Consider the following 22841-nt stretch of genomic DNA (forward strand, 5'->3'; position numbering starts at 1 on the left):
CAGTGTAGGCCCGCGCGTTTCACGGGTACATCCAGCGCCGCGACCAGGGCAGGCCCTGCGCCGACTGGCCCGCCGGCCGGCACAGCACCTGGTAGAGCGCGACCTCGTCGTGTTCGAAGGCCCAGGCGCAGCCGGCCAGGTAGATGCGCCAGATGCGCCAGCGCGTCTCGTCCACCAGCGGCCGGACCTGCGCCGCGTGCGCCTCGAAGGCCTCGCTCCACAGCTGTGTGGTGCGCTGGTAGTGGCGGCGCAGGTTCTCCACGTCCAGCGCCTCCAGCCCGCCTTCCTGCAGGGTGCGCAGCACGGTGCCGATGTGCGGCAGCTCGCCGCGCGGGAACACATAGCGGTGGATGAACTGGCCGCCGCCGTGGCGCGTCTCGCCGTCGTGCGCGTCGGTGCTGGTGATGCCGTGGTTCATGGCCCAGCCGTCGGGTTTGAGCAGTTCGCGGATGCGGCCGAAGTACGCCGCCAGGTGGTCCAGCCCCACGTGTTCGAACATGCCCACGCTGGTGATGCGGTCGAACGGGCCGTCGGCCACGTCGCGGTAGTCCTGCAGCCGGATCTCGACCCGGTCCTGCAGCCCGGCGGCGCGCACCCGCTCGGTCGCCAGGTCGAACTGGTTCTGCGACAGCGTCACGCCCACACAGCGCGCGCCGAAGCGCTGCGCCGCCCGCAGCACCAGCGCACCCCAGCCGCAGCCGATGTCCAGCAGGCGCTGGCCCGGCGCCAGCCGGATCTTGCGCAGGATGTGGTCGATCTTCTTCTCCTGCGCCTGCTCCAGCGTCTCGTCGCCCTGCTCGAAATAGGCACACGAATAGACCATGCCCTCGCCCAGCCAGGGGCGGTAGAAGTCGTTGGACACGTCGTAGTGGTACTGGATCGCCTCGCTGTCGCTCTCGCGCGTGTGGCCGAAGCGGCGGCGGATGCGGCCGAGCAGGCCGGTGGTGGGCTGGGCGCTGGCCGCCAGCCCGTGGGCCACCTCGACGATGTCGGACAAGCGCCCGTCCACGTCGACCAGCCCTTCGACATAGGCCTGGCCCAGGGTGTCCAGCCCGGGTTCGATCAACAGCGGCCAGGCCGCCGCCCCGCGCACCCGGACCTCGACCGTCGGCGCCTCGCCCAGGGCGACCGTCGACGCACCGTCCGTCCCCCAGCGCAGGCGCACCGGCACATTGGCCTCGCGCCGCACCCGCTCGGCCCAGCTCTGCAGTGCCCACTCCATCATCGAACCCATGGCGCAACTCCCGTGAGAACAACGCCCGGGTTGTAACATTTGCCGGCCGCTGCCGCACCCCTTTGAGGAACTTGGCGCGCCCGGCGCCCTCCTACCTCGGCGCCCTTCCACCCCACTCCCCATGCGTTCACTGCCTGCTGTCCTCGCCCTCCTGCTGCTGCCCCTGGCGGGCTTCGCCCAGAACCTGCTCGGCGGCGACGCCACCGTGGTCAAGACCGACCAGGTGCGCGCCGAGCTGCTGGCCCACGCGCCCGAAGGCGCCGCGCCGGGCGCCAAGGTCTGGGTCGGCCTGCAGCTGACCCACGCGCCCGAGTGGCACACCTACTGGAAGAACTCCGGCGATTCCGGCCTGCCGACCGAGCTGCAGTGGACCCTGCCGCCTGGCGTGACCGCGGGTGAGATTGCCTGGCCGACGCCGCGCAAGTTCCCCATCGGCCCGCTGGCCAACTACGGCTACAACGGCACGGTGCTGCTGCCGGTGCCACTGACCGTCTCGCCCGAATTCCAGGGCCAGCAGCTGGACGTGAAGCTGCAGGCCTCGTGGCTGGTCTGCCGCAAGGAGTGCATCCCCGAAGAAGGCTCGTTTTCGCTGCGCATCCCGGTGATGGGCTCGACCGGCCTCAACGGCGCCGCCTTCGATGCCGCCTTCCAGGCCGTGCCGAAGGATCAGCCCCCCGCCGCCAGCGCGCTGACGCCCGAGACCGGCTTCCTGAACGTTGCGCTCGACGCCCTGCCCGCCGCCTGGAAGGGCCAGAAGCTGGAGTTCTACCCCGAGCCCACCGGCCTGATCGACCCCGGCGCGCCCTGGACCCAGGCCTGGGACGGCACCCGCTGGACGGCGAAGCTGCCGCTTTCGGCCCAGCGCGGCGACAGCCCGTCCGAAGTGGCCCTGGTGGTGGCGCAGGCCGACGCCCCCGGCGAAGGTCCGGGCCTGGCCGGCGTGCGCATGACGGTGCCGGTGCAGGGCGCCTGGCCGCCGGTGGCGGCCCTGCCGGCGGCCGGCGTCTCGCCCGCATTGCAGGCCGCGCTGGACGCCAACGCCGCCCGCGCCGCCGCACCGGCGTCCGGCGCCTCCGTGCTCACGCTGGGCGCCGCGCTGCTGGGCGCGCTGATCGGCGGCTTGATCCTCAACCTCATGCCCTGCGTGTTCCCGGTGCTGGCGATCAAGGTGCTGGCATTCGCCAAACACGCCGACGACCGGGCCGCCCACCGCCGCTCCGGCCTGGCCTACACCGCCGGCGTGGTGGTCTCCTTCCTCGCGCTGGGCGGCCTGCTGCTGGCGCTGCGCGCGGCCGGCGAACAGCTGGGCTGGGGCTTCCAGCTGCAGAGCCCGGCCGTGGTGGCGGGGCTGGCGGTGCTGTTCACGCTGATCGGCCTGAACCTGGCCGGCCTGTTCGAATTCGGCAGCGTGCTGCCCTCCGGCCTGGCCAGCCTGCAAGCGAAGAACCCGACCGCCGACGCCTTCCTGACCGGCGTGCTGGCCGTCGCCGTGGCCTCGCCCTGCACCGCACCGTTCATGGGCGCCTCGCTCGGCCTGGCCGCCACGCTGCCCGCCGCGCAGGCGCTGGCGGTGTTCGGCGTGCTCGGCCTGGGCATGGCCCTGCCCTACCTGGCCGCGAGCTGGTGGCCCGCCATCGCACGCGCGCTGCCCCGCCCCGGCGCCTGGATGGAGCGTTTCCGCCAGTTCATGGCCTTCCCGATGTTCGCCACCGTGGTCTGGCTGCTCTGGGTGCTGGGCCAGCAGAGCGGCATCGACGGCGCGGCCGCGCTGCTGATGCTGCTGCTGGCGCTGGCGCTGCTGGTCTGGTCGCTCGGGCTGTCGGGCAGGGGGCGTGTGGTGCTGGGTGGCCTGTCGGCCGCGGCCCTGGTCTGGATGGGCGTGGCCGTCGGCCCGAACGTGACCCGGCTGCAGGACAGTGGCCCGGCCGCCGTGGCCGAGACCGGCGTGCAGGGCGTGAGCTGGCAGCCCTGGAGCCCCGAGAAGCTGACCGCGCTGCAGGCCGAGGGCCGGCCGGTGTTCGTCGACTTCACCGCCGCCTGGTGCGTCACCTGCCAGTTCAACAAGCGCAACGCCCTGGCCGACGAGGGCCTGCTGCAGGACATGGCCGCAAAGAACGTCGCCCTGCTGCGCGCCGACTGGACGCGGCGCGACCCGGCCGTGACCGCCGCGCTGGCGCAGCTGGGCCGCAACGGCGTGCCGGTGTACGCGATCTACAAGAACGGCCAGCCACCCGTGGTGCTGACCGAGGTGCTGAGCGTGGGGGAGGTTCGAACCGTGCTGCAGGGGCTCTGACCCCGCAGCGTCGCCGTTTCAATCACCGACCGGAGATTCACGATGCAACGACGCCCCTTCATCACCAGCCTCGCCGCCCTGGGCTCCGCCGCCCTGCTGCCCCGTCTGGCCCAGGCCGCCGCCGCGGTGGGCCAGCCGGCGCCCGATTTCCGCCTCGCCGACACCGCCGGCCAGGCCGTCAGCCTGTCGCAGTTCAAGGGCAAGCTGGTGGTGCTCGAATGGAACAACCCGGGCTGCCCCTTCGTGCGCAAGCACTACAACGGCAACATGCAGGCGCTGCAGAAAAACTTCACCCAGAAGGGCGTGGTCTGGCTGGCGGTCAACTCGACCGAAACCCAGAGCGGCGACTATTTGGACCCCGAGAAGCTGGCGCGCTGGATGCGCGACAAGGGCGCCAGCCCCACGGCCACGCTGATGGACCCGGACGGCAAGGCCGGCGCCTCCTTCGGCGCCCGCGTCACGCCGCACATGTACATCGTCAACGCCCAGGGCCTGCTGGTCTACGCGGGCGGCATCGACAGCATCCCGTCGGCGCGCGAATCCGACATCCAGACGGCCACCAACTACGTGCGCCAGGGCCTGACCGAGCTGCTCGCGGGCCAGCCGGTCAGCGTCTCCACCAGCCGGGCCTACGGCTGCAGCATCAAGTACAAGAGCGGCGCGGCCTGAACCCCGCCCGCGGCGCTCACTTCTTCCCGCGGGCGCCGCGCTCGTACTTTCGCCAGTAGGCGAACTCGTCCTCGTGGACCTCCAGGTCCAGCTCCGACACCCGCTGCTGCAGCCGCTCCTGCACGTCGGCCACGGCCTTGTTGTAGACCACCGGGCCGATCTCTTCGAGAAAAAACCCCAGCAGGCCACCTGCGGCGATGTTGCCGATGGGCTCGTCCATGTGTTCGCGGAAGTAGCGCTCGATGGACTGGATCGCCTGGGCGCGCTGGTCCTTGGGCAGTTCGATGGGCACGGAGGTCTCCGGGGATGGTTATTGCTTGCGCGCCAGATGCCAGGCCACCAGCGCATTGGCGTGGCCATGGCCCATGGCGTGGTCGGCCTTGAGCAGCGCGACCAGCTCCATGTGCTTGCGGTCGCCTGCCCGGGCGAGGATTGTCATCCAGTAATCGATGGGCTGGCCGTACTTCTTCTCGATGGAAGGAAAGTACGAGGCGGGGCCCTTGACGCTTGCTTCGGTGGTCATCGGTTGCTCCTGTGAGTGGTTGCCTGACACGACGAACGGTGCGACCCGTTTTCGACAGCGCGAAGAGACCCCGCTTTTCAACGCCATTTCGCCCTTTTCCACTGTTCGGATGTGCCGAAGATGCAGGTGTGCCTCTTGCAGGGCGACCAAGGGCACAAGGGCCGGATCAGAGAACCCTGATTCAGCGACTCGGCCTTGTCGCCCGGAAGTGGGGTACGTCATGTTGACTCAACTCAACACACCGGCGCATCAGCTGCGGTTTGCCTCGTTGTTCGATCCCGGCCGCGGGATCGCCATCCCGTGCGACGCCAGCGGCGAAGTGCGGATGGACGAACTGTCCGAGCGTTTGCGGAACGCCTACCTCGGCGCACGCGCACTGGTCGGCCGGGAGTATGCGCATCCCGTGGTCGAGACGCGGCACTGAACGGGTCTTCGCCGACGATTGCGTGGGCGGACCCACCGGGTTCCTCCCACACCGCACTGCGCCGATAACTCTTCCGGCAGCTTGCCTGCCGCTTGCAGCGTGTGGCGATGCGGTGACGCAGATTCCATGTCGGCACGGGACATTGACGATCCCACTCCAGATGCCGGATATACGACTGCAGGTGCTCTACCCCACGGTCCCCAATCGGTCAGTCCCTTGCTGTTGAGGGGGAGTCCATATATGAATTGTTAGGCGATTTTCTATGCGCCATTGGAAATCCACGACTTTATCTTTGAAATAACCAATGAGGCAGATAGCAAAATAAGCGGGATAATTAAAGCGAAGAAAATGAAGCCTCCAAACTTGAAGTCATACTCGCAGGCCATCAGCTCTGACAAGTGAAGCTTGCAATCGCGAAGCACATAAAAACCACCAATGATGTATGCGACCAGCCAACCGATTGACCATGCGCACCAAATAACAAACCAAATTCGTTTTTTCTTGGTATCGAGCTTCATGTGCCCATTCGCCTTTACGAGACTTTAATTTCTGGGGTTCCGCCGCATGCGTTGCATTTAGCTGCTGTAACATTTGGTGCGACGAAATTCAGCGGGGTCTCCCACTCCACCGTGAAACGAGCAAGCGACTTGCCCTTTTGCCATTCACCAGCCGCATAGGCGGAGCCGTACTGCGCCAAGGTCAATGATTCCTGAACGCCGCAAGCGCAGGTCAGTGTGTAGGTGTTTGTATCTATCACGCCCATGAGACACCTCCAAATCGCCTAACGTTGCGCTCACCTGCGAATTGTAAGTAGCGCGTTGCGATAAATTTAGCGTAGCGATATTGCATAAGCGCTACTTACAATTCGTCAGGTGCAGTGCCTTGTTAAATTTTTGCTGCAAAAGCAAAGCCTGCAATTAAAAAACCTAGAAACGACAAGGCTTGAAGCATTGTAAATAAGCCTTGTTTATTTAGCATGGAAATAAGCAATATATGACCTACTTGAGGATTGCCTTTGTGTTTTTCCAATATACGGCGTGAATACCATGCGATTATTTTTGGTAGTGGCTTGTAAAATTCATTAAGCACTCTTTCAATACGAACACCGGTTTCAAGTGTAATTCCCCAGAAACTTGCACTTTCTTGAATTTTTTCTTCTTCCTTTTCGTAGTTTGCCAAATGTATAGAGAAGGTATTTCTTACGGCAGAGCTAACTTCAATACCAATTTTACAACGTAATGCGTATATTTTTGAAATTAAGCCAAAAATGCACGAAAGGCATAAGAACGCACCGCAAGATAAATAGCCAACTTTGCGGACCAAATTAATTATTTGATCTGAGTTTACGATTAAAAAAGATGCGATTGCTGCAGCGCCAACAAGCAGCCATGTGGAAAATTTCTCCAGGGGTTCGCTTGCTTTAGCAGATGCTTCAAACATAGATGAAACAATTGCATTTTCGGTATTTTCCCGAGCCAGCCGATTCCACTCCACTAGAGGTTCTGTTCTTGGGTCGTTGCTCATAAGCTTCCCTAATTTAACGCTTGAGTTAAGCCGCGCCGCGAAGCGGCGTCGGCTTGAACGAATTGTTAGACATTATTTGCCGACTACCTTGGTGATCTCGCCTTTCACGTAGTGAACAAATTCTTCCAACTGATCTGCGCGGGAGGCCAAGCGATCTTCTTCTTGTCCAAGATAAGCCTGTCTAGCTTCAAGTATGACGGGCTGATACTGGGCCGGCAGGCGCTCCATTGCCCAGTCGGCAGCGACATCCTTCGGCGCGATTTTGCCGGTTACTGCGCTGTACCAAATGCGGGACAACGTAAGCACTACATTTCGCTCATCGCCAGCCCAGTCGGGCGGCGAGTTCCATAGCGTTAAGGTTTCATTTAGCGCCTCAAATAGATCCTGTTCAGGAACCGGATCAAAGAGTTCCTCCGCCGCTGGACCTACCAAGGCAACGCTATGTTCTCTTGCTTTTGTCAGCAAGATAGCCAGATCAATGTCGATCGTGGCTGGCTCGAAGATACCTGCAAGAATGTCATTGCGCTGCCATTCTCCAAATTGCAGTTCGCGCTTAGCTGGATAACGCCACGGAATGATGTCGTCGTGCACAACAATGGTGACTTCTACAGCGCGGAGAATCTCGCTCTCTCCAGGGGAAGCCGAAGTTTCCAAAAGGTCGTTGATCAAAGCTCGCCGCGTTGTTTCATCAAGCCTTACGGTCACCGTAACCAGCAAATCAATATCACTGTGTGGCTTCAGGCCGCCATCCACTGCGGAGCCGTACAAATGTACGGCCAGCAACGTCGGTTCGAGATGGCGCTCGATGACGCCAACTACCTCTGATAGTTGAGTCGATACTTCGGCGATCACCGCTTCCCTCATGATGTTTAACTTTGATTTAAACCGGCAATACGCCGGATACCCACAACCGCTGCCGTTAAACAAAGTCGCATGACGTCCCTAAAATTTGTTTGAAATCAAGCCTGTAGCGCATCATACTGGATGCATGAACAGGTTTAACAGATCCGACAAATCCGAATGGGTCCCTCCCCGGTCCGCCCGGCTGCTGGATCAGGTGCGCGAACGGGTTCGCTACCTGCATTACAGCCTACAGACGGAGAAGGTTTACGTCTACTGGGCCAAGGCGTTTGTGTTGTGGGCCGCCCGCAGCGGCGGCGAATTCCGGCACCCGCGCGACATGGGACAGCCCGAAGTGGAGGGTTTCCTCACCATGCTGGCAACCGAGAAGCAGGTGGCGCCGGCCACGCACCGGCAAGCGCTCAACGCACTGCTGTTTCTCTACCGCCAGGTGTTGGGCATGGAACTGCCGTGGATGCAGCAGATCGGCCGCCCGCCGGAGCGCAAACGCATTCCGGTGGTGCTGACGGTGCAAGAGGTGCAATCCGTCCTCGGCCTCATGACAGGGACCGAGGCGCTGATGGCGGCCCTGCTGTATGGAAGCGGGTTGCGCCTGCGCGAGGCGCTGAGCCTGCGCGTGAAGGATGTGGACTTTGACCGCCATGCCATCGTGGTGCGCAGCGGCAAGGGTGACAAGGACCGGGTGGTGATGTTGCCAAAGGCCCTGGTGCCGCGATTGCAGAGCCAACTCGCCCATGGGCGGGCACTATGGGGGCAGGACCGAGCCAACGGGCGCAGCGGTGTATTTCTGCCCCACGCGCTGGAGCGCAAGTACCCGCGTGCGGGAGAAAGCTGGGCCTGGTTCTGGGTATTTCCATCGCACAAGTTGTCGATCGATCCACAAACCGGCGTGGAGCGTCGCCACCACCTGTTTGAGGAGCGACTGAACCGGCAACTGAAAAAGGCCGTCGCCCAGGCCGGTATTGCCAAACACGTCTCGGTCCACACCTTGCGCCACTCCTTCGCTACGCACTTGCTGCAGGCAAGCACCGACATCCGCACCGTGCAGGAGTTGCTGGGGCATTCGGACGTATCGACCACCATGATCTATACGCATGTGCTGAAGGTGGCGGCCGGCGGCACGGCCAGTCCGCTGGATGCGTTGGGGTTGCAGCAAGTTCTGCCCGCCTGACCCCTGAGCCAGCGCAAACCGGCTCGCATGTCCCGCGCGGGATAATCCCGGCTTCCTTTTGAAGCCCCCGCACCGGACCACGCCATGAGCTTTGCCCCCCTGCAGAACGACACCTTCCTGCGCGCCTGCCTGCGCCAGTCCACCGACCACACGCCGGTGTGGCTGATGCGCCAGGCCGGGCGCTACCTGCCCGAGTACTGCGCCACGCGCGCCCAGGCCGGTTCGTTCATGGGGTTGGCCACCAATGTGGACTACGCCACCGAGGTGACGCTGCAGCCGCTGGAGCGCTACGCGCTGGACGCGGCCATCCTGTTCTCGGACATCCTGACCGTGCCGGACGCGATGGGCCTGGGCCTGTCGTTCGCGCAGGGCGAGGGGCCGAAGTTCGCGCGCAACGTCCGCACCGAGGCCGACGTGGCGACGCTAGCCGTGCCGGACATGGACCAGCTGCGCTATGTGTTCGACGCCGTCACCAGCATCCGCAAGGCGCTGAACGGCCGTGTGCCGCTGATCGGCTTTTCGGGCAGCCCCTGGACGCTGGCCTGCTACATGGTCGAGGGCGGCGGTTCGGACGACTACCGCGCGGTCAAGAGCCTGATGTACAGCCGCCCGGACCTGATGCACCGCATTCTGGCGATCAACGCCGATTCGGTGGCGACCTATCTGAACGCGCAGATCGCCGCCGGCGCGCAGGCGGTGATGATCTTTGACAGCTGGGGTGGTGTGCTGGCCGACGGCAAGTTCCAGGACTTTTCGCTGGCCTACACGAAGCGCGTGCTGGCGCAGCTCAACCGCACCGACGCCACTGGCGCGGTAATCCCGCGCATCGTCTTCACCAAGGGCGGCGGCCTGTGGCTTCAGGATATGAAGGATCTGGACTGCGAGGCGCTGGGCCTGGACTGGACGGTGAACCTGGCCAAGGCACGCGCCGCGGTGGGCGACAGCAAGGCGCTGCAGGGCAACATCGACCCGAACGTGCTGTTCGCGCCGCCCGAGGCGATCGACCGCGAGGTGGCGGCCGTGCTGGAGAGCTTCGGCACGCCGCACCAGGGCGCCGGCACGGGCCCGACGCACATCTTCAACCTGGGCCACGGCATCAGCCAGTTCACGCCGCCGGAGCATGTGAAGGTGCTGGTGGACGCGGTGCACGCGCATTCGAAGCGCCTGCGCGCGCGACCTTAAGACTCCATCGGCCCGGAAGCCGCGCCGTGCCTTGCGGAGCGCCGCCGCGGCCGCATGTCAAGCCACCCGGCGCAGATTTTTCTGAGAAACAGCGCTTGACAGGCCTTGGTTATGCACAAATTTTTTGCTGCGGTGCAGAAGGTACATTGCATCACCATTGCCCACTACCCCGGAGGGGTTGGTTTTGCAAGTCATTGATTTCATTGAGCTTTGTGGTTTGCCATTTTTACGGGCAGTTTAAGAAAGCCCTTGATTTACAAGGGTTCCCGCGCCTGCAAACACATCTATCAACAAAGTTATCCACAGAAAATCTGGACAGCTGTAGAAGCCTTGACAAATCAATGACTTACCCGGCTTTTCGACAGTTCAACTGAGGAAAAAGCGCCAAATATGCCTACTTGGTCCAGCGTGGTCGTTGCGACCCCCGCCCACAGCGGTCTGGGGCCGGCGCTGAGTTACCGAAGTGAGTTGTCGCTCGCGCCGGGAACGCTGGTGCGTGTGCCGCTGGGCACGCGCGAGGTGCTGGGTGTGGTGTGGAGCGGGCCGGACGAGCCGCCGCCGGGGCTGGACCCGGCGCAGGCGAAGTCGGTGATCGGAGCGCTGGAAGGGCTGCCGCCGCTGAGCGCCGCCTGGCAACAATTGGTTGCATTTTCGGCGCGCTACTACCAGCGCAGCCTGGGCGAGGTGGCGCTGGCGGCGCTGCCGCCGCAACTGCGCGAGCTGGACGCGGTGCAGCTGGCGCGGCGGCTCAAGCGCCGGGCCAACACCGCGGCCCCGGCCGACCGGGTCGGTGGCGCCGCGACGGTGGCGCCGCCGTCCAGCGATGAACAGGCGGCGGTGCTGGCGGCGCTGCCGACGGCGACCGAGCCGGTGCTGCTCTACGGAGCCACCGGCAGCGGCAAGACCGAGGTCTACCTGCGCGCGACCGAAGACGCACTGGCGCAGGCCGCGTCCGAAGGCGAACCGCCGACCCAGGTGCTGGTGATGGTGCCGGAGATCAACCTCACGCCGCAGCTTGAAGCCCGCTTCCGCGAACGTTTTGCCCCGCTCTATGGCGAGGGTGCGGTGGTGTCCATGCACAGCGGCATGACGCCGGCGCAGCGGCTGGCGAGCTGGCTGGCGGCGCACAGCGGGCAGGCGCGCATCGTGCTGGGCACGCGCATGGCGGTGTTCGCGTCCATGCCCGGGCTGCGCCTGATCGTGGTCGACGAAGAACACGACCCGAGCTACAAGAGCCAGGACGGCGCGCGCTATTCGGCGCGCGACCTGGCGGTGTACCGCGCCAAGGTGGAATCGGAGGCCCTGGCGCCGCGCGGCCAGCGCTGCCAGGTGATCCTGGGCTCGGCCACGCCCTCGCTGGAGAGCTGGCACGCGGCCGACCAGGGGCGCTACCGGCGGCTGGAGATGCCGGCGCGCATCGGCGGCGGCGCCCTGCCTCGGCTGCGCCTGGTGGACATGAACCACCAGCCCAAGGGGGCCAGCATCGCGCCGCCGCTGCTGGCGGCGATGGAGGCGCGCATCGCGCGCGGCGAGCAGTGCCTGGTGCTGCTCAACCGCCGCGGCTACGCGCCGGTGCTCTCGTGCGACGCCTGCGCCTGGAAAAGCCAGTGCCCGCACTGCAGCGCCTTCCGGGTGTTCCACAAGCTCGACCGCACGCTGCGCTGCCACCACTGCGGCTTCAGCTCGCGCGTGCCGCGGTCCTGTCCGGACTGCGGCAACCTGGACATCGCGCCGGTGGGGCGCGGCACCGAGCAGATCGAGGAACAGCTGGCCGGCCTGCTCTCGGACGTGAAGCGCCCCGACGGCCAGACCGCCAGGGTGGCGCGCATGGACGCCGACACGACGCGGCTCAAGGGCAGCCTGGAGCAGCAGCTGGCGGCCCTGCACAGCGGCGAAGTGGACGTGCTGGTGGGCACCCAGATGGTGGCCAAGGGCCACGACTTCCGGCGCATCACCCTGGTGGCCAGCGTGAACGCCGACGCCGCCCTGTTCGCCAGCGACTACCGCGCGCCCGAGCGGCTGTTTGCGCTGCTGATGCAGGCGGCGGGGCGGGCCGGGCGCGACGCGGCGCAGTCCGGCGCCAGCGAGATGTGGGTGCAGACCTGGCACCCGGAGCACGCGCTGTTCGCATCGCTGCGCAAATACGACTTCCCCGGCTTTGCGGCCACCCAGCTGGCCGAGCGCGAGGCCGCGGGCATGCCGCCCTTCGGCGCCCAGGCGCTGCTGCGCGCCGATGCGCGCACGCAGGAGGCGGCCCAGGCCTTCCTCAACGCCGCGGCCGAGGCCGCCGAGGGCCTGCCGCACCGAGACGAGGTGACGCTCTACCCGGCGGTGCCGCTGACGATCCAGCGCGTGGCCAATGTCGAGCGGGCGCAGCTGCTGGTGGAAAGCGCCTCGCGCGCGGCGCTGCAGCGCTTCCTGGCGGCCTGGCAGCCGCTGCTGCTGGACGGCCGCAGCGTGCCGGGCGCGCGCGGGCTGCTGCGCTTCGCGGTGGACGTGGACCCGCTGGTGATATGAAGCCCCCGCGCTGCGTGCCTCAGCCAGGCACCGTGGCCGCGGCCAGCAAAGCCTCCACCGTGGCGATCAGATCGCGGATCTTGAACGGCTTGAGCAGCAGGCGCCGGATGCGCAGTTCCTTGAGCCGTGCGGCCATGGTGGCGTCGATGCCGGGCGCTGTCATGGCCACCGGCATGTCGGCCGAGCAGACGAACGATCCCTCGCGCAGACGGGTGAGCAGGTCCAGGCCCGACCCGCAATCCGACAGGGACACGATGCCCGCCTGCAGCGAATCGTCCACCAGGAGCTTCGTCGCCAGGTCGCAGCTGCCCGCCTGAATGACGTGGGCCAGCTGAAGTTCGCGGCAGACGGACGCCACCGTCCCCCGGACCAGACCGTCCGGCTCGACCAGCAGGATGCGCGGCAACCGGCGGACGCCGATCAGGGTTGGCATGGTGCGGCCTCCTGGCGGAGCATTTCTTCCACCACGAGGTCGCGCAGGGACCCCAGAATGGACTGGTCCACCGGGTCCATCTGGCGCGGCCGGGTGTCCATCACGCACAGGGTGCCGAGCGCCACGCCATAGGGCATGCGCAGCACCGCCCCGGCGTAGAAGCGGATCCAGGGCTTGTTGACCACCAGCGGGTTGTCGTGGAAACGCTCGTCCTTCAGCGCATCCGGCACCACCAGGATGTTGCGCTCCAGGATGGCGTGGCCGCAAAAAGAGATGTCCCTGGGCGTTTCACGGTCCTCGATGCCGAAGTTCGACTTGAACCACTGCCGGTCCCGGTCCACCAGGGACACCAGGGCCATGGGCATGTCGAACTCCCGCATGGCGAACTGCGTGATGCGGTCGAACCGCTCCTCCGAGGGCGTGTCCAGGATGAGCAGCTTGCGCAGCGCCTTCAGGCGCTGGCTGTCGTACTCGGGAATGGGGGCCAGGATCATGGTTTTCTCCCAGGGCAGATGTACGCCCTTTGTGTTGCATCTCGGCAGACACGGCAGAAAACTTGAATCACAACCACCGCCGGGTGGTCGTGATCCTGGTCCACGGGTCCTGGCGGCCCCGTCCCTAGCGCGTGAAGGTCTGCGGCGCCGCGGCCCCCATGTCGCCGCCCGGCAGCGCGAGCGTGCTCAGCGGCTTGAGATCGGCCGCGTCGTACACCGCGAGGTTGTTCCAGGTGCCGCCCAGGTACACCTTGCTGCCGTCCCGGTTCATCGAGACCGTGTAGTGCGAGTGCGGGATCTCGGCGGCCTTGAGCAGCTTCTTCTGCCGGATGTCGTACTTGGCGAGCCGGTTGAGCACGCCGTACATCAGGTTCGGGTCCTTGGGAGAGCGCACGCCCGTGAAGTAGATCTCGGTGAAGGGCCCGAAGTCGCGCGTCTCGGTCTGGCCGGTCTTGAGGTTGACGTTGAAGTAGCCGTAGATCCAGTCGGCCGTGGCCGGGTCGTCGGTCTTGCCCTTGAACTTCGCCGTGGTGTAGAGGATGGTGAAGTCGTCGTTGGCGTTGCGCAGCGGCCAGACGCTCAACACGTCGGGCTGGGCGTAGCGTGCGCGCTTCCAGTTGCGCGACGGGATGGCGACGGTGTGCTGGCCGGTCTGTGGGTCGAACTTGTAGATGTCCGGCCCGACCATGTAGAGCGAGCCGTCGTGGCCGGTGGCCATGACTGTGACCTGGCGCGGCGCCGGCATGGTGCGCAGCGGTTGGGCGCCCTCGCCGGCCAGCGCGTCGTAGACCGCCAGCCGCGGCTGGCCGACGCGGTAGTGGTCGGGATGGAGCGTGGTCGGCGTCTGGATGACGTAGAGCTGCTTGCTGTCGTTGCTCAGCGAGAGCGCGAACAGCGCCTTGGCGCGCTCGTCGGCCTTCTGCGACATCCTGGCGCGGAACACCAGCTTGCAGCTGTCCAGCGCGATGCCGTGCACCTCGTCGAAGCGGTTGGTGATGAGGTAGGCCGTGGCCTTGTCGGGCGACATGACCAGGGTGGCGGGGCCGACCGAGCCGGGCACGGCGCAGGTCTTGTAGAGGCTGTCGGTCTTGAGGTCGACGACGTGCAGGTTGTCGGGGTAGTTGCCGACCACCAGGTACTCGTCGCCCGGAACCAGGGGCTTGTCGGCGTTGAGCGGCGCGGCGTGCACGGCGGCGGGCAAAGCGGTGGCCAGCGCGAGCGCCTGCCACGCGGGGGCGAAGGTCTTGTTCATGCGGGTTCTCCGGTGGCGGGTCACTCGTTGGGGAAGACGGAGCCGAGATTGCGCCAGTCGTCCTTGGTGCTGGCGGTCTGCTTGCCCCAGTCCGGGTAGGTGTTCATGGTGTCCGGCACCTGGGCCGGCCACCAGCAGGGATCGGCGCAGCCGTAGAGGTCGGCCTCCATGGGCTGGCACAGCGAGGCGACGCCGCCGAAGGCGTCGACCTCCCAGCCGGGATCGAAGGTGGCGGTGCAGCCGGCCACGCTCTGCATGGCGACCACGTCTTCCACTTTGTTCTGTTCGGCCGCCTGGTCCAGCAGCTGGGCCTTCTGGTTGATGGCTTGGAGGTGTTTCATGTCAGTGCACCTTTCGCGGTGAGATGAAGCGGTCGATGAAGGACGGGTTCTTGGCCATGATTTCGCTGTAGACGCCGATGCCGAAATCCACCCAGTCGCGCATGAGTTCGCAGTAGTGGTAGGTCGGGTGGACGGGGTCCTGGTAGCGGGCGTAGCTCTCGTGGTAGCAGCCGCCGGCGCAGAAGTTGCGGATGCGGCAGGTCTCGCAGCCGGTGCCCGAGCGGTCCAGCCGCTGGTCGAGGAACTCGCCCAGGGCCTGTTTCTCGATGCCGGTCTTGACGTCGCCGAAGGTCGGCAGCGAGGAGCCGGTGAAGCGGTGGCAGAGGTTGAGGCCGCCCTCGTGGTCCACCGCCAGCATCTTCAGCCCCGCGCCGCAGGGCAGCGCCTTGCGCTGGCCTTCGTGCAGGTCGGTGATGAGCCATGACCACCGTCAAGCTATCCACCCCCATCAAGCGTTCCACCGGCGAAGTCGCCGAACTGACGCTGCGCAAGCCCGCCACCGGCGAGCTGCGCGGCATCAAGCTCATGGACCTGATGCAGATGGACGTGAACGCCCTGGGTGTTCTGCTGCCACGCATCGCGCAGCCGACGATCACCAAGGCCGACGTGGACGCCATGGACCTGGCCGAAGTGCTGGAACTGGGGGTGGCCGTGATCGGTTCTTTCGAGGCGAAGCCGGCGACGACGACGGCGCAGGACTGAGCCTGCCAGACGACGCTCAGGAGGTAGACGCCAACCTGTTTGTGGTGTTCCAGGGGTGGACCCCGGCGATCACCGGGCCGATGCCGCTGGAAGAACTGATGGGGTGGCACGCCAAGGCGCTGGCGCGCAGCGGGAGCAAGGACTAGAGCCTGTCCAGGCGGCTGACGCCCGCCAGCGCCGCACCGAAGAAGCCGAGCACGATGAACAACGCGCCGACGATGACCAGACCCGACCAGCCGTCCCCGCCCAGCGCCGGGATGGCGACGAGAAACCCGACCACGACAGCGAGCGCGGCGAGGATTCGGGGGGTGGTCAGGAAGCGGGACATGGCCCAACTATAGAACCAATGCCCAGCGCGCCGGCCGCCACGGAAAGCGCAGCGAACGGGCTGTCGACCGCGAAGCGCTGGATCTCGGCCATGTCGCCGTCCAGCCGCGACATCACGTCGCCGGTGCGGCGCCGCGCCCAGAACGAGGGCGAGAGCCGCTGCAGGTGCGCGAACAGGTCGTGCCGCAGGTCGAACAGCACCGCGGCCGAGAGCCTGGTGTGCAGGTAGCGGTTGAGACCGGCCAGCAGCGTGGCCGCCAGCCCGGCCAGCAGCATGAAGAGGGCGGTGGTCCAGAGCACCTCGTGGCTGCGCGCGATCAGCCCGTCGTCGATCAGCCGCTTGACCAGCAGCGGCTGCAGCAGCACCAGGGCCGTGGCGATGACCGACAGCGCCATCACGCCGGCCATGGCGCGTGCGCGCGGCCGCACGAAACCGGACAGCCACGCCCAGTGCCGGCGCTCGCCCTCCGGGCGCCGCCGAGCCAGCAAGGGAACGAGCAGGCCGAACATGCGGGCATGGTGGCACAGCGCCGCGACGCGCCCAAGGGCCCTGTGGCGGGCAGGCCGCAGGCCGCTACGATTGCCAAAAGTGGCTACCGGAAAGCGCGGCTTGTCGGCCAAGGTCGAGCAACAGGCGGCGCGCCCGGACGACAAGGCCGCCCTGCCTTCCATCACAACAAAGGAGACCCCATGAGCGCTGTCCGCGACTTTCTGGCCGCACGCGACTTCCTGCTGCAGCACCGCAGCGACTACGCCACCGCGTACCGCGATTTCCGCTGGCCCCGGCTGGAGCACTTCAACTGGGCGCTGGACTATTTCGACGCCATGGCCGAGGGCAATCACCACCCGGCGCTCTGGATCGTCGAGGAAGACGGCCGCGAGGCCCGGCTGTCCTTCGCCGAGCTCTCGGCGCGCTCCAACCGGGTGGCCAACTGGCTGCGCGAACAGGGGGTGCGGCGCGGCGACCGCATCCTCCTCATGCTCGGCAACGAGGTGCCGCTGTGGGAGACCATGCTGGCCGCGTTCAAGCTGGGCGCGGTGGTGATCCCGGCGACCACGCTGCTCACCCCGGACGACCTGCTGGACCGGCTGGAGCGCGGACAGGTCCGCCACGTCGTGGTCGGCGCGGCCCACACCGCCAAGTTCGACCCGCTGCCGGGTGACTTCGGCCGCATCGCCGTGGGGGGCGCCCCCGCGGGCTGGAAGGCCTTCGAGGACGCGGCGGCGGCGTCCGACCGCTTCACCCCGGACGGCGCGACGCACGTCGACGACCCGTTGCTGCTGTACTTCACCTCCGGCACCACCTCCAAGCCCAAGCTGGTGCTGCACACCCACCAGTCCTACCCGGTGGGCCACCTGTCGACCATGTACTGGATCGGCCTGCAGCCCGGCGACCGCCACATGAACATCTCGTCGCCGGGCTGGGCCAAGCACGCCTGGAGCTGCTTCTTCGCGCCCTGGAACGCCGGCGCCTGCGTGTTCCTCTACAACTACAGCCGCTTCAACGCGGCCGCCCTGCTCGATGTGCTGGTGAAGTACGAGGTGACCACCCTGTGCGCGCCGCCGACGGTGTGGCGCATGCTGATCCAGCAGGACCTGGCCGCGGTCAAGACCCGGCTGCGCGAGCTGATCGGGGCCGGCGAGCCGCTGAACCCGGAGGTGATCGACCAGGTGCAGAAGGCCTGGGGCATCACCATCCGCGACGGTTTCGGCCAGACCGAGACCACCGCGCAGATCGGCAACCCGCCCGGCCAGCCGGTCAAGCCCGGCTCCATGGGCCGCCCGCTACCGGGCTACACCGTGGCGCTGCTCGACGTCGACGACCGGCCCGCGCGCGAGGGCGAGGTGGCGCTGGTGCTGGGCGAGCAGCGGCCCCTGGGCCTGATGGTCGGCTACGCCGGCGACGCCGGCAAGACCGCCGAGGCCACCCGCGCCGGCCACTACCGCACCGGCGATGTCGCCAGCGTCGACGACGAGGGCTACATCACCTACGTCGGTCGCGCCGACGACGTGTTCAAGTCCTCCGACTACCGCATCAGCCCCTTCGAGCTGGAGAGCGTGCTGATCGAACACCCGGCGGTGGCGGAAGCGGCGGTGGTGCCCAGCCCCGACCCGGTGCGCCTGTCGGTGCCCAAGGCGGTGGTGGTCCTGGTGGCCGGCCAGCAGCCCAGCCCCGAGCTGGCGCGCGACATCTTCGCCTTCACCCGCGAGCGGCTGGCGCCGTACAAGCGCATCCGCCGCCTGTCCTTCGCCGACCTGCCCAAGACCATCTCGGGCAAGATCCGCCGCGTCGAGCTGCGCCGCGCCGAACAGGCGCGCGGCGTGGACGAGCGCCTGCCGGACGAGTTCTTCGACCGCGACTTCCCCGAGCTCAAGGACTGACCTCCAAAAAGAAGCCCCCGGGGTCCTGGGCGGACACCGGGGGCCCGGGCAGCACGCGCGCCCGTTCAGGGTCTTACTTCTTCAGGTCGAAGCGGTCCAGGTTCATCACCTTGTTCCAGGCGGCCACGAAGTCCTTGACGAACTTCGTGCCGTTGTCGCTCTGGGCATAGACCTCGGCGATCGCGCGGAGCTGCGAGTTGGAACCGAAGGCCAGGTCGACGCGGGTGGCGGTCCACTTCACGGCGCCGCTCTTGCGGTCGCGGCCCTCGTAGGCGTTGTCACCGATCGGCTTCCAGGCGGTGGACATGTCCACCAGGTTGACGAAGAAGTCGTTGGTCAGCTGGCCCGGGCGCTGGGTGAACACGCCGTGCTTCGAACCGCCGTGGTTGGCGCCGAGCACGCGCAGGCCACCGACCAGCACCGTCATCTCCGGCGCGCTGAGCGTGAGCAGCTGCGCCTTGTCGAGCAGCATCTCCTCGGGCGAGACGCGGAAGGCCTGCTTGCGGTAGTTGCGGAAGCCGTCGGCCACCGGCTCCAGCACCGCGAAGGACTCCACATCGGTCTGCTCGGCCGTGGCGTCGGTGCGGCCGGGGGTGAAAGGCACCTCGACCGGGTGGCCAGCAGCCCTCGCAGCAGCCTCGACACCCGCGTTGCCGGCCAGCACGATCAGGTCGGCCAGAGAGACTTTCTTGCTGCCCGCGGCGCCGGCGTTGAAGCCGCGCCGGATCTCTTCTAGCACCGCCAGCACCTTGGCCAGCTGGGCCGGCTGGTTGGCCTCCCAGTCCTTCTGTGGCGCCAGGCGGATGCGGGCACCGTTGGCTCCGCCGCGCATGTCGGAGCCGCGGTAGGTCGAGGCCGATGCCCAGGCGGTCGAAACCAGCTCGCTCACGGAGAGGCCGCTGGCCAGCACGCGGGCCTTGAGCTCCTTGGCGTCGGCGGCGTCGATCAGGGGATGGTCGACAGCGGGCACCGGGTCCTGCCAGATCAGGTCTTCGGCCGGCACTTCGGGGCCGAGGTAGCGGGCCTTGGGGCCCATGTCGCGGTGGGTCAGCTTGAACCAGGCGCGGGCGTAGGCGTCGGCGAACTCGTCCGGGTTCGCGGCGAAATGGCGCGAGATCTTTTCGTAGGCCGGGTCGAAGCGCAGCGAGAGGTCGGCCGTGGTCATCACCGGCGGGTGCTTCTTGCTGGGGTCGTGGGCGTCGACCACCATGTCCTCGGGCTCGACGTTCTTGGCGCGCCACTGGATGGCGCCGGCCGCCGTGGTCATCTGCTCCCACTCATATTTGAAGAGCACCTTGAAGTAGCCCATGTCCCACTGCGTGGGGTTGGGCTTCCAGGCGCCTTCGAAGCCGCTGGTGGTGGTGTCACCCCCCTTGCCCGTGCCGTGCGCGTTCTTCCAGCCCAGGCCCATTTCCTCAATAGGCGCGGCCTCGGGTTCGGGCCCGACCAGGGCCGCGTCCCCGGCGCCGTGCATCTTGCCGAAGGTGTGGCCGCCAGCCACCAGGGCCACAGTCTCGTAGTCGTTCATGGCCATGCGGGCGAAGGTCTCGCGCACGTCCTTGCCCGAGGCCACCGGGTCGGGCTTGCCGTCCGGGCCCTGCGGGTTCACGTAGATCAAACCCATCTGCACGGCGGCCAGCGGGTTCTCCAGATCGCGCTCGCCGCTGTAGCGGCTGTTGGGCTTGTCGCTGGTGGCCAGCCATTCCTTCTCGGCGCCCCAGTAGATGTCCTCTTCGGGCGCCCAGATGTCGGGGCGGCCACCGGCGAAGCCGAAGGTCTTGAAGCCCATGGTTTCCATCGCCACGTTGCCGGCCAGGATGAAGAGGTCGGCCCACGAAATGGCGTTGCCGTACTTCTGCTTGATCGGCCACAGCAGGCGGCGGCCCTTGTCGAGGTTGCCGTTGTCGGGCCAGGAGTTCAGCGGCGCGAAGCGCTGGTTGCCGGTGTTGGCGCCGCCGCGGCCGTCTGCCGTGCGGTAGGTGCCGGCGGCGTGCCAGGCCAGGCGGATCATCAGGCCTCCGTAGTGGCCGTAGTCGGCGGGCCACCAGTCCTGGCTCTGGGTCATCAGGTCGGCCAGGTCTTTCTTCAGGGCCTTGAAGTCGAGCTTCCTGAACGCTTCGGCGTAGTCGAAGTCCGGGTCCATCGGGTTGGACACCGGCTGGTGCTGGTGCAGGATGGACAGGTTCAGCTGGTTGGGCCACCAGTCGGCGTTGGACTGGGCACCGTGCGTGGCGCGCGCGCCGCCGGCGGCGTGGAAGGGACACTTGGCTTCGGTGTTCGGGTTGCTCATGGTGATCTCCTGTGGTGTGAAACGGGGGGCCGGAAACGGGACTCAGTGCGCAGCGGCCAGGGCCGCCAGCGCCTCGATCCAGTCGCTGTGAACGGTGAGAGACGATGAGGACGGCTTCATGACAGGCTCCGGTCTGGTTGATGAGCCCAGACTTTAGAAGTTCACTATCAAAAAGTCGAACTAATTGCTTTCATCAATTTCATAGCCATTGCCAATGCGGCGGCGCAACACGCCCCACTGACAAGCCCTGCAAAGGGGATGGAAGCCGAGCGCCCGGTCATGCTCCAATGCGCGCCTGAGTGAATGCAACCTGGGGAGGAAAGAACATGAAGACGATTCAGACCGTGTTTGGTCGCCTGTGGCGGCGTTGGCTGGCGCTGAGCCTGCTGGTGGTGCTGGCGGGCTGTGCGACGGGGCCGAAGATGGTCTCGCATGCGTTCAGCTTTGATGGCAACTACGACAAGTGGGCGGACAAGGTTGACCTGCTGGCGTACAGCTATGGCGACCAGTACCAAATGGTTCGCAACGATGTCGCCAATCCGAGGAGCCCGGTTTTCGCTGGACTGACAAAGCTGCCCCCCGGAACTGGCGTCAACGGACCCATGCCGGTAGGAGACTTCCTCCAGGTTAAGTGGCGACTGCAGTCCACGGGCGAGGTACTTGAAGAACGAGTGAATTTGCAAGGACGGTTGCCCGAGGACATGACCGATCACGAACTCACCTTTGTGATCGACGGCCGGCAGCTGTACGTTTTCGTTGTTACGCCTCGCCGCAAAAAATCGTCTGACGAGCCACCTGTTCTCAAGACATGGAGGTCCCAATACTCGTACGCATACGAGATCTTCCCAACGCTTCGTAAACCTTGACGGTAGACGACATGGGCACTTCTGACGTACGACGCCTCAGTGACGAGGAAATGGCTCAATTGCCGCAGGCCAAGGCAGTCATGGGTGATGCGGGCAAGCAGGGCACATCCACCCGCTTCAACTTTTTCGCCGCGTTCGACGGCACCTACAACCACAAAGAGAAACTGGATCTATCTGGCGACCCGCATCAAACCAATGTGGGCAATCTGTTTGATCAAGCAGAAAAGAACAGAGGCCCAACGTTTCGGTCCAGCTACTACCCTGGCGTCGGTACCGGCGATGACCAAGGCAACGCCATCAACGCAGGCCCGCACCCCACTCCTGCCATCGACGCTGCCGCAGAAAAAGCCTACAGAGACTTTAGCGACGCCGCGCAGACTTACCTGAAGCAGAACCCCGGTGCCACCCCCGCCGACCTCGGCGCCTCCGTCACCGGCTTCAGCCGGGGCTGCGCCGCCGCCGTGCGCTTCGCCCAGTTGGTCAACGACCGGGGCCTGGTCGCGCCCGACGGCACCGTGGTGGCCCCGCCCGGCAGCGTTCCCATCACCGGTATGGCGCTGATGGACCCGGTGGCCACCGGCGTCCAGGGCGAAACGGGCATCCCGGCCAACGTCAAGGGCCAGGTGCTGGTAGTGCAGGCCGAGCACGAAAGCCGCAGCTGGTTCCGGCCCGTGGACTACAGCGACGACCCACGTGTGACCACGGTGAAACACCCGGGCAACCACGTCGGCGTGGGCGGCGGCTACGACCGCGACGGCACGGCGGCCAACGTGCACGAGGGCGTGACGGCCTATTTCCAGCGCCGCGGCGTGCCGCTGGCCGACGTGCCGGCCGAGCAGCGCCACAACCCGAACGAGCCGGCCATGATCCGCACGGAGAACTACCAGACCGCGCGCAACGGCGACGTGCTGACCGATGAGGACGGCAGGAAGCAGCTGCGCTGGATGGTCGACGACGAAACCAAACCCCGCATCACGGTCAAACCGCGCATGTCCGAGCAGACCAAGGCGCAGCTGCGCCAGTCCTACACCGAGCTGGCGCCCGGCCTGAAAGCGCGCGGACTGGACGGCGAACAGTGTCTGCAGGTCAGCGCGGCCTGTGTGGCCAAGGCGGCCGAGCACCCGGACTGGGGCGACCCGAAGCGCTATCTGCTCAGCAAGAACGGGGAACAGGTGGCGGTGCAGCACCAGAACGGGCGTTTCAACGAGGTCCGTGTGGACGAGGCGCTCCAGAGCAGCACCACCGCGCACCTGGACCGGGTACAGGATCTGCAGCAGGCGCAGGCCACACCGGCCGCGCAACCCGAGCGCGCCGCGCCCGTGCAGACCGAACCGGCCCTGACGCGCTGAGCCCACG

At 66.3% G+C, this 22841-nt stretch carries 25 protein-coding genes and 1 pseudogene; 11 read left to right on the plus strand and 15 right to left on the minus strand.

Annotated features, from left to right (window positions below; translation table 11 throughout):
* Positions 1–19: 19 nt before the first annotated feature.
* Positions 20–1234 carry a cyclopropane-fatty-acyl-phospholipid synthase family protein gene (locus BC358_RS05495; RefSeq protein WP_143434185.1) on the minus strand — a complete coding sequence of 405 codons (1215 nt, stop codon included), beginning with the start codon at positions 1232–1234 and terminating at the stop codon, positions 20–22.
* Between the two features lie 121 nt (positions 1235–1355).
* On the opposite strand from BC358_RS05495, the gene BC358_RS05500 reads away from it, so the two are divergent.
* Together BC358_RS05500 and BC358_RS05505 are read left to right on the plus strand one after the other, a co-directional pair.
* The gene (locus tag BC358_RS05500) at positions 1356–3527 is read left to right on the plus strand and encodes a protein-disulfide reductase DsbD (protein ID WP_079365051.1); all 2172 of its coding nucleotides are present in this window, start codon (positions 1356–1358) and stop codon (positions 3525–3527) included.
* Between the two features lie 42 nt (positions 3528–3569).
* Positions 3570–4196: a thioredoxin family protein gene (locus tag BC358_RS05505; RefSeq protein WP_079365052.1), complete on the plus strand. Its 627-nt coding sequence runs from the start codon at positions 3570–3572 to the stop codon at positions 4194–4196.
* A 16-nt stretch (positions 4197–4212) separates the two neighbouring features.
* On the opposite strand, the gene BC358_RS05510 is transcribed toward BC358_RS05505, so the two are convergent.
* Both BC358_RS05510 and BC358_RS05515 read right to left on the minus strand, forming a co-directional pair.
* A complete protein-coding gene (locus tag BC358_RS05510; RefSeq protein ID WP_066160441.1) occupies positions 4213–4488 on the minus strand; it encodes a DUF2164 domain-containing protein in 276 nt (91 codons plus the stop codon).
* Between the two features lie 18 nt (positions 4489–4506).
* Positions 4507–4719, minus strand: a complete 213-nt coding sequence (locus BC358_RS05515) for a DUF4287 domain-containing protein (RefSeq protein WP_079365053.1) — start codon at positions 4717–4719, stop codon at positions 4507–4509.
* 220 nt (positions 4720–4939) lie between these two features.
* Here BC358_RS05515 and BC358_RS05520 point away from each other — a divergent pair, with 220 nt between their 5' ends.
* Entirely contained in the window at positions 4940–5143 is a 204-nt protein-coding gene (locus BC358_RS05520; RefSeq protein ID WP_066160449.1) for a hypothetical protein, read from the plus strand.
* Between the two features lie 260 nt (positions 5144–5403).
* Here BC358_RS05520 and BC358_RS21755 read toward each other — a convergent pair whose 3' ends face one another.
* The 4 genes and pseudogenes from BC358_RS21755 to aadA1 all read right to left on the minus strand — a co-directional run bounded on the left by BC358_RS21755 (position 5404) and on the right by aadA1 (position 7531).
* Complete coding sequence (locus BC358_RS21755) at positions 5404–5661, minus strand: hypothetical protein (RefSeq protein ID WP_143434186.1); 258 nt, start codon at positions 5659–5661, stop codon at positions 5404–5406.
* 14 nt (positions 5662–5675) lie between these two features.
* Positions 5676–5906 (minus strand): hypothetical protein, encoded by a 231-nt coding sequence (locus BC358_RS21760; protein ID WP_143434187.1) that lies wholly within the window; start codon positions 5904–5906, stop codon positions 5676–5678.
* A 122-nt stretch (positions 5907–6028) separates the two neighbouring features.
* A complete protein-coding gene (locus BC358_RS21765; protein ID WP_143434188.1) occupies positions 6029–6667 on the minus strand; it encodes a hypothetical protein in 639 nt (212 codons plus the stop codon).
* Between the two features lie 25 nt (positions 6668–6692).
* Positions 6693–7531, minus strand: a pseudogene (gene aadA1 / locus BC358_RS05525) (ANT(3'')-Ia family aminoglycoside nucleotidyltransferase AadA1).
* Between the two features lie 124 nt (positions 7532–7655).
* Here aadA1 and BC358_RS05530 point away from each other — a divergent pair.
* The 3 genes from BC358_RS05530 (at position 7656) to priA (ending at position 12398) form a co-directional block, all read left to right on the plus strand.
* Positions 7656–8699, plus strand: a complete 1044-nt coding sequence (locus BC358_RS05530; protein ID WP_079365054.1) for an integron integrase — start codon at positions 7656–7658, stop codon at positions 8697–8699.
* Positions 8700–8783: 84 nt separating this feature from the next.
* On the plus strand, positions 8784–9881 hold the full coding sequence (gene hemE, locus BC358_RS05535; RefSeq protein ID WP_079365055.1) for a uroporphyrinogen decarboxylase: 1098 nt from the start codon (positions 8784–8786) through the stop codon (positions 9879–9881).
* Between the two features lie 390 nt (positions 9882–10271).
* Entirely contained in the window at positions 10272–12398 is a 2127-nt protein-coding gene (gene priA / locus BC358_RS05540) for a primosomal protein N' (RefSeq protein ID WP_079365056.1), read from the plus strand.
* A gap of 19 nt (positions 12399–12417) precedes the next feature.
* Here priA and BC358_RS05545 read toward each other — a convergent pair whose 3' ends face one another.
* From BC358_RS05545 to BC358_RS05565, 5 genes are all read right to left on the minus strand, one after another.
* A complete protein-coding gene (locus tag BC358_RS05545; RefSeq protein WP_079365057.1) occupies positions 12418–12831 on the minus strand; it encodes a response regulator in 414 nt (137 codons plus the stop codon).
* The gene (locus tag BC358_RS05550; RefSeq protein WP_066160461.1) at positions 12819–13325 is read right to left on the minus strand and encodes a GAF domain-containing protein; all 507 of its coding nucleotides are present in this window, start codon (positions 13323–13325) and stop codon (positions 12819–12821) included. The genes BC358_RS05545 and BC358_RS05550 overlap by 13 nt, the downstream gene beginning before the upstream one ends.
* Before the next feature lie 124 nt (positions 13326–13449).
* Complete coding sequence (gene peaD / locus BC358_RS05555) at positions 13450–14577, minus strand: quinohemoprotein amine dehydrogenase subunit beta (protein ID WP_079365058.1); 1128 nt, start codon at positions 14575–14577, stop codon at positions 13450–13452.
* Positions 14578–14597: 20 nt separating this feature from the next.
* Positions 14598–14918: a quinohemoprotein amine dehydrogenase subunit gamma gene (gene qhpC, locus BC358_RS05560; RefSeq protein ID WP_066160465.1), complete on the minus strand. Its 321-nt coding sequence runs from the start codon at positions 14916–14918 to the stop codon at positions 14598–14600.
* A gap of 1 nt (position 14919) precedes the next feature.
* A complete protein-coding gene (locus BC358_RS05565) occupies positions 14920–15333 on the minus strand; it encodes an SPASM domain-containing protein (RefSeq protein ID WP_306292787.1) in 414 nt (137 codons plus the stop codon).
* Positions 15334–15338: 5 nt separating this feature from the next.
* On the opposite strand from BC358_RS05565, the gene BC358_RS05570 reads away from it, so the two are divergent.
* Together BC358_RS05570 and BC358_RS22470 are read left to right on the plus strand one after the other, a co-directional pair.
* Positions 15339–15620, plus strand: a complete 282-nt coding sequence (locus BC358_RS05570; protein WP_079365059.1) for a phage tail assembly protein — start codon at positions 15339–15341, stop codon at positions 15618–15620.
* A 44-nt stretch (positions 15621–15664) separates the two neighbouring features.
* Positions 15665–15766 (plus strand): GpE family phage tail protein, encoded by a 102-nt coding sequence (locus BC358_RS22470; RefSeq protein ID WP_218669468.1) that lies wholly within the window; start codon positions 15665–15667, stop codon positions 15764–15766.
* Here the strand turns inward: BC358_RS22470 and BC358_RS05580 are convergent.
* Positions 15763–15948: a hypothetical protein gene (locus BC358_RS05580; protein ID WP_079365061.1), complete on the minus strand. Its 186-nt coding sequence runs from the start codon at positions 15946–15948 to the stop codon at positions 15763–15765. The two genes, BC358_RS22470 and BC358_RS05580, sit on opposite strands and share 4 nt — an antisense overlap.
* Complete coding sequence (locus BC358_RS05585; protein WP_079365062.1) at positions 15933–16457, minus strand: ABC transporter ATP-binding protein; 525 nt, start codon at positions 16455–16457, stop codon at positions 15933–15935. The genes BC358_RS05580 and BC358_RS05585 overlap by 16 nt, the downstream gene beginning before the upstream one ends.
* Positions 16458–16637: 180 nt before the next feature.
* On the opposite strand from BC358_RS05585, the gene BC358_RS05590 reads away from it, so the two are divergent.
* Positions 16638–18329 carry an AMP-binding protein gene (locus BC358_RS05590; protein ID WP_079365063.1) on the plus strand — a complete coding sequence of 564 codons (1692 nt, stop codon included), beginning with the start codon at positions 16638–16640 and terminating at the stop codon, positions 18327–18329.
* A 73-nt stretch (positions 18330–18402) separates the two neighbouring features.
* On the opposite strand, the gene katG is transcribed toward BC358_RS05590, so the two are convergent.
* Entirely contained in the window at positions 18403–20619 is a 2217-nt protein-coding gene (gene katG / locus BC358_RS05595) for a catalase/peroxidase HPI (protein ID WP_079365064.1), read from the minus strand.
* Positions 20620–20945: 326 nt separating this feature from the next.
* Between katG and BC358_RS05600 the strand changes: the two genes are divergently transcribed.
* Positions 20946–21485: a hypothetical protein gene (locus tag BC358_RS05600; protein WP_079365065.1), complete on the plus strand. Its 540-nt coding sequence runs from the start codon at positions 20946–20948 to the stop codon at positions 21483–21485.
* An 11-nt stretch (positions 21486–21496) separates the two neighbouring features.
* Entirely contained in the window at positions 21497–22834 is a 1338-nt protein-coding gene (locus tag BC358_RS05605) for a DUF2235 domain-containing protein (protein WP_143434189.1), read from the plus strand.
* Positions 22835–22841: the final 7 nt, after the last annotated feature.

Origin of the sequence: Hydrogenophaga sp. H7 (assembly GCF_002025745.1) — a bacterium.
Lineage (GTDB): Bacteria > Pseudomonadota > Gammaproteobacteria > Burkholderiales > Burkholderiaceae_C > Hydrogenophaga > Hydrogenophaga pseudoflava.

Coding starts and splice junctions, on each gene's coding strand:
- BC358_RS05515 (WP_079365053.1), bottom strand. CDS start 4,719: ATGACCACCGAAGCAAGCGTCAAGGGCCCCGCCTCGTACTTTCCTTCC.
- BC358_RS21765 (WP_143434188.1), bottom strand. CDS start 6,667: ATGAGCAACGACCCAAGAACAGAACCTCTAGTGGAGTGGAATCGGCTG.
- qhpC (WP_066160465.1), bottom strand. CDS start 14,918: ATGAAACACCTCCAAGCCATCAACCAGAAGGCCCAGCTGCTGGACCAG.
- BC358_RS05500 (WP_079365051.1), top strand. CDS start 1,356: ATGCGTTCACTGCCTGCTGTCCTCGCCCTCCTGCTGCTGCCCCTGGCG.
- BC358_RS05570 (WP_079365059.1), top strand. CDS start 15,339: ATGACCACCGTCAAGCTATCCACCCCCATCAAGCGTTCCACCGGCGAA.
- peaD (WP_079365058.1), bottom strand. CDS start 14,577: ATGAACAAGACCTTCGCCCCCGCGTGGCAGGCGCTCGCGCTGGCCACC.
- BC358_RS05605 (WP_143434189.1), top strand. CDS start 21,497: ATGGGCACTTCTGACGTACGACGCCTCAGTGACGAGGAAATGGCTCAA.
- priA (WP_079365056.1), top strand. CDS start 10,272: ATGCCTACTTGGTCCAGCGTGGTCGTTGCGACCCCCGCCCACAGCGGT.
- BC358_RS05545 (WP_079365057.1), bottom strand. CDS start 12,831: ATGCCAACCCTGATCGGCGTCCGCCGGTTGCCGCGCATCCTGCTGGTC.
- BC358_RS21755 (WP_143434186.1), bottom strand. CDS start 5,661: ATGAAGCTCGATACCAAGAAAAAACGAATTTGGTTTGTTATTTGGTGC.
- BC358_RS05590 (WP_079365063.1), top strand. CDS start 16,638: ATGAGCGCTGTCCGCGACTTTCTGGCCGCACGCGACTTCCTGCTGCAG.
- BC358_RS05505 (WP_079365052.1), top strand. CDS start 3,570: ATGCAACGACGCCCCTTCATCACCAGCCTCGCCGCCCTGGGCTCCGCC.
- BC358_RS05600 (WP_079365065.1), top strand. CDS start 20,946: ATGAAGACGATTCAGACCGTGTTTGGTCGCCTGTGGCGGCGTTGGCTG.
- BC358_RS05580 (WP_079365061.1), bottom strand. CDS start 15,948: ATGTCCCGCTTCCTGACCACCCCCCGAATCCTCGCCGCGCTCGCTGTC.
- hemE (WP_079365055.1), top strand. CDS start 8,784: ATGAGCTTTGCCCCCCTGCAGAACGACACCTTCCTGCGCGCCTGCCTG.
- BC358_RS05495 (WP_143434185.1), bottom strand. CDS start 1,234: ATGGGTTCGATGATGGAGTGGGCACTGCAGAGCTGGGCCGAGCGGGTG.
- BC358_RS05530 (WP_079365054.1), top strand. CDS start 7,656: ATGAACAGGTTTAACAGATCCGACAAATCCGAATGGGTCCCTCCCCGG.
- BC358_RS05520 (WP_066160449.1), top strand. CDS start 4,940: ATGTTGACTCAACTCAACACACCGGCGCATCAGCTGCGGTTTGCCTCG.
- BC358_RS21760 (WP_143434187.1), bottom strand. CDS start 5,906: ATGGGCGTGATAGATACAAACACCTACACACTGACCTGCGCTTGCGGC.
- BC358_RS05550 (WP_066160461.1), bottom strand. CDS start 13,325: ATGATCCTGGCCCCCATTCCCGAGTACGACAGCCAGCGCCTGAAGGCG.
- BC358_RS05585 (WP_079365062.1), bottom strand. CDS start 16,457: ATGTTCGGCCTGCTCGTTCCCTTGCTGGCTCGGCGGCGCCCGGAGGGC.
- katG (WP_079365064.1), bottom strand. CDS start 20,619: ATGAGCAACCCGAACACCGAAGCCAAGTGTCCCTTCCACGCCGCCGGC.